The sequence below is a fragment of the Actinomadura sediminis genome (assembly GCF_042675525.1).
In the GTDB taxonomy this organism is placed as follows: Bacteria; Actinomycetota; Actinomycetes; order Streptosporangiales; family Streptosporangiaceae; genus Spirillospora; species Spirillospora sediminis.
In genome coordinates this window covers 45,894-52,713 of record NZ_JBHTJA010000049.1, presented here as the reverse complement: position 1 = coordinate 52,713, position 6,820 = coordinate 45,894, and the positions used below count along the sequence as shown (strand labels likewise).

Below are 6,820 nucleotides of genomic sequence, written 5' to 3'. Positions count from 1 at the left end.
CGCTCGCGGTGGGCGACGGCGCCGCGGGCGCCGCGGCGGCCCTCGCGCTGACCGGCGAGCCCGCCCGGTCGGCGCCGACCGCCGTCACGGGCGCGTCGAACGCGAACGGCTCGGTGTCGGCGGTCGCGGCGGCCGTCCTGCCGAGCGTCGTGTCGATCACCGCGCGGTCCGGGGCGGGCAGCAGCGGCGGTTCGGGCGTGATCCTCGACGAGAACGGGACGATCCTCACGAACGCGCACGTCGTCGAGGGGGCGCGGCAGGTGTCGGTGAAGTTCGGCGACGGCCGGACGGCGCAGGCGCGCGTGGTCGGCGGCGACCGGGCGAACGACATCGCCGTCCTGCGGGCGCAGGGGGTCTCGGGGCTGACGCCGGCCACGTTCGGCAGCACCGAGGGGCTCGCCGTCGGTGACCAGGTGCTCGCCATCGGCAGCCCGCTGGGCCTGGACGGCTCGGTGACCTCGGGGATCGTCAGTGCGCTCGGCCGGCAGGTCGGCGAGGGCGGCGAGCAGCCGGAGCAGCGGGCGCCCTGGCTGCCGCCCGGCCTGCAGGAGCGGCTCAGCCAGGAGGAGCAGACGGTGATCGAGAACGCGATCCAGACCGACGCGCCGATCAATCCGGGCAACTCGGGCGGCGCGCTCGTGAACATGTCCGGGCAGGTCATCGGGATCAACACGGCGATCGCCACCTCGGGCGGCGGCTCGGGCAGCATCGGCCTCGGCTTCGCCATCCCGATCGACAGCGCGAAGCGGACCGCATCGAAGATCATCGCGGACGCCTCGGTCTGACCCGGGGACGCCGTCCGGTCGAGCTCTGGGGGGAGCGGGCGGACGGGCGGCGCCGCGGGCAGGGGGACGTTCCCGGCCGGGCCGGGCACGGGAGCGCCCTCGGGAGGACGGCCGCGCGTCCCTTACCAGCGGGGACGCGCGGCCGTCCCCTGCGTCAGGCCCGTTCGGCGGGCGCCGGGATGGTGGGCCGGTGCCGCACTTTGGCGAGCATCCCGCGGGTGGTGGCCAGGTAGTGGTCGCGCGGGAGCGTCCGGATCCGTACCGGCAGGCGCGGGTACACCAGCGACAGCGCGCCGAGCAGCAGCCGGAACCGGAACCGCCGCGCGGCGTTCCACTTCCAGCCGTACTGCTCGCGGATCGGCGCGGGCATCAGCCCGGCGGTGAGCAGCCGGATCGCGGCCAGGCCCGGCGCGGCGAGGAAGCCGCCCGGCACCTTCGGGTACAGCACCTGGTCGGCGATGGCCCGCGACGCGTCGCTGATCTCGATCGTCCGCAGCATCTCGGCGTAGTACGCGCGGAAGTCCCGGTACGTCTCGGGCATCCGGCCCTCCGGGCAGCCGATGATCGTCGCGTAGACCTTCGTCTGCCCGTAGAACTCCTCCAGCTCCCGCTCGTCCAGTTCGCGGCGGAAGAGCGCCTGGTAGAACTGCGCGGCCACGGCGAACAGGGTCGCCGCCACCCACACCTGCAGGTCGGGGTCGTTCGCCCGGTATCCGGGGCCGGTGACCTGCTCGTGCCCCTTCCAGACGAGGGCGCTGAACGTCTCGGCCTCGTCCTTCGTGCCGAACTGCACCGCGTACAGCCACCCCATGGTGTTGCGCAGGCGGCGCAGCGGATCCTCGTGCGTATAGCTGTGGTCGTGAACGCCCTGGGCCACCTGCGGGTGGGCGGTCTGGAGCAGCGACGCGGCGCCGCCCGCCGCGATCAGCGCGCCCTCCCGGGTGATCACCCGGATCAGGTCCTCGTCCCGGAACAGTCCCTCGGTCATGGCGATCAGTGTAAGTAAGTGCTTGCCGACGCGAAAACCCGGGGGACAAGATCGCCCCGCACCGGGGATAATCACCCGCATGTCCGACTCGATCCCGATCCGCGGCCCGGTCTCGATCCCCGAGACCGAGCTGCGCTGGCGTTTCTCCCGCTCCTCGGGGCCGGGCGGGCAGCACGTCAACACCAGCGCGACCGCCGCCGAACTCTCCTTCGACGTCGCCGCCTCGCCGTCCCTCCCCGAGCCCTACCGGTCCCGCGCCCTCGAGCGCCTCGCGGGACGGCTCGTCCGAGGCGTCCTCACGATCCGCGCCGAGGAGTACCGCTCGCAGGTACGGAACCGTGATGCCGCCCGCGCGCGCTTGGCGTCGATCCTTGCCGACGCCATCGCGCCACCACCGAAGAAGCGAATCCCGAAGAAGATGCCCCGCGGCATCAACGAACGCCGCCTGGAGAACAAGAAACGACGCTCGGCCGTCAAACGCCAACGCTCCCGCCGCTGGGACTGACCCCGGACAGGCGGCCGGGCGTGCCGCACAAGGTCGTCCGCCGCGTTCCGGCGGGCCGGATCCGGGCACGGTGGCGATCTTGCCGACCCCGGGCGGCTTCCCCGAGACTGGAGAGCCGATCTCGGCGTCGCGCCTGAAGGGGGCCGGACGTGCCCGTCAAGCCGTGGGGTGCCGGCACCGTCGCGGGTCGCGTCCGGGCACTGGCCGCCCTGGCCCTGCTGGCGCTGGCGGTACTGGTCGCCTCCGCGTACGCGGCGGTCGGGGACGCCCGCGAGGGGGTGCGGACCCTCGGCGAACGCGAGGGGCCCCTGGCGGAGAGCATCGGCGACATGTACCTCGCGCTCACCGACATGGACGCGCAGGTGACCCGTGTCCTGCTGACCGGAGGCGAGGCCGGGTGGCTGTGCGCGCCGGAGACGGCGGGCGCCGGCTGCGAGCGCAGCGGCGCGCGGTACGCCTACGACATCCGGCGCGAGGACGCCCAGCGGGCCGCGCTGTCGGCGGCGCGGACGGGACGGACGGACGGGCCGCGGATGCGGACCGTCCAGTCGCTGCTGAACGGGCTGCACGAGTACGACCGGCACGTGCAGGCGGCGATGGCCGCGGCGGCGGGCCCCGGCACGCAACCGCCCCCGGAGGCGGTCCGGGAGTACCGGGCGGCGACCGCCCTCATGACCCGGGAGCTGCTGCCCAAGGCGTCCAACCTGGCCGCGGCGGAGACCGCCGACGTCACGACCGCCTACCGGGAGGGGCGCTCGTCCGTCCTCGCGGGCCGGCTGCGGGTCCTGGGCGCGGGGCTGGCCCTGCTGGCGGCCATGGCGAGCCTGCAGGTGTACCTGGCGCGGCGCTTCCGCCGCCTGGTGTCCCTGCCGCTGGCCGTGGCGCTGGTGGGCGCGCTGGCGCTGACGGCCACGCTGTCGGCCCGGCTGACCACCGAGGCGGAGCGGCTGCGGACGGCCAAGCGGACGGGCCTCGACCCCGCCCTCGACCTGACCCGCGTCCGGGCGCTCGGCACCGGCATGTACACGGACCGGGCACGCCAGATCCTGGACCCGGACAACGCCGACCGGTACGACCGCAGGTACCTCGACAAGTCCCAGACGATCCTCTACGTCGCCGAGGCGTCCGACCTGGACGCCTACTACCGGGCACTGGGCCGGAGCACGGACTTCGGCGGCCACCTCGGCAGGCGGGCGCGACGGGACCTGCCGCATCCGAGGGCGGGCGGCACCGGCGACCTGCTGGCGGCCTACCGGAACTACCAGGACCTCGACCGCACCGTCCGGGGACTGGCCGGGGACGGACGCCTCGACAGGGCCGCCCGCGCGCACCTGGACCCGCGCTGGCGGCATCTGCCGCACCCCGCCTTCCGTGCGTACGACCGCGAGCTCGACGCCCGGATCAGCCATCACCAGGCCCACCGGGTCCACGCCGCGCTCGAGGCCGAGCGGGCGCTGCGGCCGATGACGTGGCTGCCGCCGGTCGCGGCGCTCGCCATCGGGGCCCTGATCGTGGCCGGGATCTGGCCGCGCCTCGCCGAGTACCGCTGAGAACCGGGAGCCGTCCGTGCGCACCGTCCACAGTGCCCGAACCCGCGTCGCCACGGCCGCCTTGGCCGGGCTCTCCGTCGTGTCACTGGCGGCGGCCCTGGCGGTCGCGCCGCTGGTGTACGGCGGCGAACCCGAGTCGGTCACCGGACGGGACGAGCTGGTCATCGGCGTCGACGACGGCCTGCCGGGCCTGTCCGCGCGGACCGGGGACGGGACGCTCGAGGGCTTCGAGATCGACGTGGCCACCTACGTCGCCGGACGGCTCGGCGTCGCCCCGGCGGACGTCACGTTCCGGCCGATCCGTTCGGACGGCCCCGAGGACGCGCTGCGCGACGGCACGATCGACATGGCGGTCACGACCCGTCCCGTCACCGCGGAGCGCAGGGACCGGGTCACGTTCGCCGGGCCGTACTACCTCGCGCACCAGGACATCCTCGTCCGGCAGGGCGACCGGTCCATCGAGACCGTCCGGGACCTGCGCGGCAAGAGGGTCTGCAAGGTGCCCGGCTCCGGATCCTGGGAGGTGGTGGCCGGCGAGCGGGAGGTGGCCGCCGCACCGGTCCCGATGGCCTCCTACGGCGACTGCGCCGAGGCGCTGGCCGCCGGGCGCGTCGACGCCGTGACGACCGACGACCTCGTCCTCGCCGGGCTCGCGACGGCCGTCCCCGGCACCACCGTCGTCAACGCGTCCTTCACGGACGTGAAGTACGGCATCGCCCTCCGCAAGGGGGACCGGGAGGGATGCCTCGCCGTGAACCGCGTCCTGACCGGCATGTACCAGAACGGCGCCGCCGCGACCATGCTCGACCAGTGGTTCGGCACGTCCGGCCTGGACCTGCCCGCCACGGTCCCCCAGTTCGAGGGCTGCCCCTGATCGCCGCCCCGACCGCTGCGGCGCCAGGGCCGGACCCGCCGCCCCGCTCCTCGCCGCTACGGCTTGCGGCCCACGCCGCCGGTCATGAAGCGGACGTCGATCGTGCTGGCGTCGACGACGGGCTCGTCCGGGCGCCACAGCGGCAGCGGGACCAGTCCGGGCGGGAGGATCTCCAGGCCGTCGAAGAACGCCGCCAGTTCCGCCGGGGTCCGCACCCGGCCGGTCCCGAGCTGTTCGAGGAGCTGCTTCTCGAGCTCGACCGACTCGGGGGCGTCGCCGAGGCGGGTGAAGTTGGTGATGAAGAAGTACGATCCGCTCGGCACGGACTCGCGCAGCGTCTTGACGATCTCCCCGGGCCCCTCGTCGTCGGCCAGGTGGTGCAGGATGCCGCAGAGCATCACGCACACCGGCTTGGAGAAGTCGAGGAGGCGGCGCACCTCGGGGCGCTGAAGGAGCGCGCCGGGCTCGCGGATGTCCGCGGTCACCACCGTCGTGTTCGGGTTGTCGGCCAGGATCGCCCGGCCGTGCGCGAGCACGATCGGGTCGATGTCCACGTAGACGACACGGGCCGCGGGGTCGATCTCCTGCGCCACCTCGTGGGTGTTCCGCACCGTCGGCAGCCCCGACCCCAGGTCGAGGAACTGCGTGATGCCCTCCTCGGCCGCCAGGTACCGCACGACCCGGTGCAGCATCGCGCGGTTGTGCAGGGCGATGTCCCGCAGCTCCGGCATGATCTTCAGGCTGGCCTCGGCGACCTGACGGTCGACGGCGAAGTTGTCCTTGCCGTTCAGCATCACGTCGTACACGCGAGCGGCGGTCGGGACGTCGGTCGGAATGTCCGGGGGCACCTCGGCCATATGTGCCTCATTCAGTTGGAGGGGACTTCCCCGGCATCGTAGCCCGCGCGCACCCCGAATCGGCGCGGATTCGCCGAGACGCGCCGAGCGCGGGCGCCGGCGCGGGCTCGCCGATCGTCCGGACGGCGAGCGCGCAGAGCGCGAACGTCGCGCCGAGGACGGTGGGGCCGATCCAGCCGGCGGCGTCGAACAGCGCGGTGGTCGCGGCCGCCCCCGCGGCGGATCCGAGCGAGTAGAAGACCATGTAGCCGCCGATCGCGGAACCGGTGCGGCCGGGGTAGGCGGCGGTGAGCGCGTGCTGGTTGCTCACGTGCACGGCCTGGACGGCGAAGTCGAGCAGGATCACGCCGAGGACCAGCAGCGGCAGCGACCACGTGAGCTGCCCGATCGCGACCCAGGAGGCGAGCAGGAGCACCAGCGCGATGCCGGTGACCCGGCGCGCGTGCCCCGCGTCGCCCCAGCGTCCGGACCGGGCGGCGCCCAGGGCGCCGGCGAGCCCGGCGAGGCCGAACAGCCCGATCTGCGCTTCGTCCAGGTGCCAGGGCGGACCGGCCAGGGGCAGCGCCATGCCGCTCCACAGGGTGCCGAACGAGGCGAACAGGAAGAACGCGACGAGCCCGCGGCCGAGGAACAGCGGCCGGACGAACAGCCCGCCGAAGGACCGGAGGATCCGCCCGTACCCCGGCGCGTCCGGACGGGCGTCCGCGGCCGGCAGGGTGAGGGCGAGCGGCGCGAGGACGGCGGCGAGGACCGCCAGGGCCAGGTAGACGCTCCGCCATCCCCACGCGTCCGCGAGGGCGCCCGCGACGACGCGCCCGCCGAGGATGCCGATCACCACGCCCGACGTCACGATGCCGAGGTCGCGCCCCCGCTCGGCGGCCGGGGAGACCGCCGCCGTGTACGCGACGGTGGTCTGGACGACGACCGCGAACACGCCCGCGACGGCCAGCCCGGCGAACGCGGCCCAGGCGGCCGTGGCGGCCGCGGTGACCGCCGTCCCGGCGGACACCAGCGCGAGGTGCGCGGCGATCAGGCGCCTGCGGTCGAGCATGTCGCCCAGCGGCACCAGCAGCACCAGTCCCGCCAGGTATCCGAGCTGGCCGGCGGCCACGAACCAGCCGAGCGAGTCGGGCGGGACGTCCAGGTCGCGCCCCATCGGCGCCAGCACCGGCTGCCCGGCGTAGACGCTCGCCACCGCGGCCCCGCACACGACCGCCGCCAGCAGCCTCGTCCTCCGGTTCACGGGCGCCCCCATCTGGTT

General features: G+C 74.5%; 7 protein-coding genes. 4 read left to right on the top strand and 3 right to left on the bottom strand.

The genetic code is table 11. From position 1 onward, the window contains the following. Nucleotides 1-785: S1C family serine protease (locus ACFQ11_RS22625; protein WP_378301777.1), on the top strand; the 785-nt coding region annotated here is incomplete at its 5' end. A 154-nt stretch (nucleotides 786-939) separates the two neighbouring features. On the opposite strand, the gene ACFQ11_RS22620 is transcribed toward ACFQ11_RS22625, so the two are convergent. Then, on the bottom strand, nucleotides 940-1,773 hold the full coding sequence (locus ACFQ11_RS22620; RefSeq protein WP_378301775.1) for an oxygenase MpaB family protein: 834 nt from the start codon (nucleotides 1,771-1,773) through the stop codon (nucleotides 940-942). Nucleotides 1,774-1,852: 79 nt separating this feature from the next. Between ACFQ11_RS22620 and arfB the strand changes: the two genes are divergently transcribed. The 3 genes from arfB to ACFQ11_RS22605 all read left to right on the top strand — a co-directional run bounded on the left by arfB (nucleotide 1,853) and on the right by ACFQ11_RS22605 (nucleotide 4,702). Beyond that, on the top strand, nucleotides 1,853-2,278 hold the full coding sequence (gene arfB, locus ACFQ11_RS22615; protein WP_378301773.1) for an alternative ribosome rescue aminoacyl-tRNA hydrolase ArfB: 426 nt from the start codon (nucleotides 1,853-1,855) through the stop codon (nucleotides 2,276-2,278). Nucleotides 2,279-2,427: 149 nt separating this feature from the next. Further along, on the top strand, nucleotides 2,428-3,828 hold the full coding sequence (locus ACFQ11_RS22610; RefSeq protein ID WP_378301771.1) for a hypothetical protein: 1,401 nt from the start codon (nucleotides 2,428-2,430) through the stop codon (nucleotides 3,826-3,828). A gap of 16 nt (nucleotides 3,829-3,844) precedes the next feature. Next, nucleotides 3,845-4,702, top strand: coding sequence for a transporter substrate-binding domain-containing protein (locus ACFQ11_RS22605; RefSeq protein ID WP_378301769.1), 858 nt, complete (start codon nucleotides 3,845-3,847; stop codon nucleotides 4,700-4,702). A 56-nt stretch (nucleotides 4,703-4,758) separates the two neighbouring features. On the opposite strand, the gene ACFQ11_RS22600 is transcribed toward ACFQ11_RS22605, so the two are convergent. Both ACFQ11_RS22600 and ACFQ11_RS22595 read right to left on the bottom strand, forming a co-directional pair. Next, nucleotides 4,759-5,559: an SAM-dependent methyltransferase gene (locus tag ACFQ11_RS22600; protein ID WP_378301767.1), complete on the bottom strand. Its 801-nt coding sequence runs from the start codon at nucleotides 5,557-5,559 to the stop codon at nucleotides 4,759-4,761. 7 nt (nucleotides 5,560-5,566) lie between these two features. Beyond that, nucleotides 5,567-6,802: an MFS transporter gene (locus tag ACFQ11_RS22595; protein WP_378301765.1), complete on the bottom strand. Its 1,236-nt coding sequence runs from the start codon at nucleotides 6,800-6,802 to the stop codon at nucleotides 5,567-5,569. Nucleotides 6,803-6,820 lie beyond the last annotated feature (18 nt).

What these genes read in the sequence shown, in the direction of transcription:
- arfB (WP_378301773.1), top strand. Translation starts at nt 1,853, where the DNA reads ATGTCCGACTCGATCCCGATCCGCGGCCCGGTCTCGATCCCCGAGACC.
- ACFQ11_RS22620 (WP_378301775.1), bottom strand. Translation starts at nt 1,773, where the DNA reads ATGACCGAGGGACTGTTCCGGGACGAGGACCTGATCCGGGTGATCACC.
- ACFQ11_RS22600 (WP_378301767.1), bottom strand. Translation starts at nt 5,559, where the DNA reads ATGGCCGAGGTGCCCCCGGACATTCCGACCGACGTCCCGACCGCCGCT.